The sequence below is a fragment of the Bacillus cereus group sp. BfR-BA-01382 genome (assembly GCF_022663475.1).
Taxonomy (GTDB): domain Bacteria; phylum Bacillota; class Bacilli; order Bacillales; family Bacillaceae_G; genus Bacillus_A; species Bacillus_A thuringiensis_S.
Genome location: NZ_JAKUFQ010000469.1, coordinates 1 through 207, shown reverse-complemented (window position 1 = coordinate 207; position 207 = coordinate 1). Strand labels below are relative to the sequence as shown.

The following is a 207-nucleotide window of genomic DNA, read 5'->3' as shown; positions in this document are numbered from 1 at the left end:
GAGCAATGGAGGGACGCAGAAGGATAGAAGAAGCGTGCGATTGGTTGTGCACGTCCAAGCAGTTAGGCTGATAAGTAGGCAAATCCGCTTATCGTGAAGGCTGAGCTGTGAGGGGGAAGCTCCTTATGGAGCGAAGTCTTTGATTCCCCGCTGCCAAGAAAAGCTTCTAGCGAGATAAAAGGTGCCTGTACCGCAAACCGACACAGG

1 rRNA gene is annotated in these 207 nt (G+C 52.2%); it reads left to right on the top strand.

Going from position 1 to position 207, the window contains the following annotated elements:
- Positions 1 to 207 (top strand): 23S ribosomal RNA (locus tag MR160_RS34740); the annotation flags it as partial.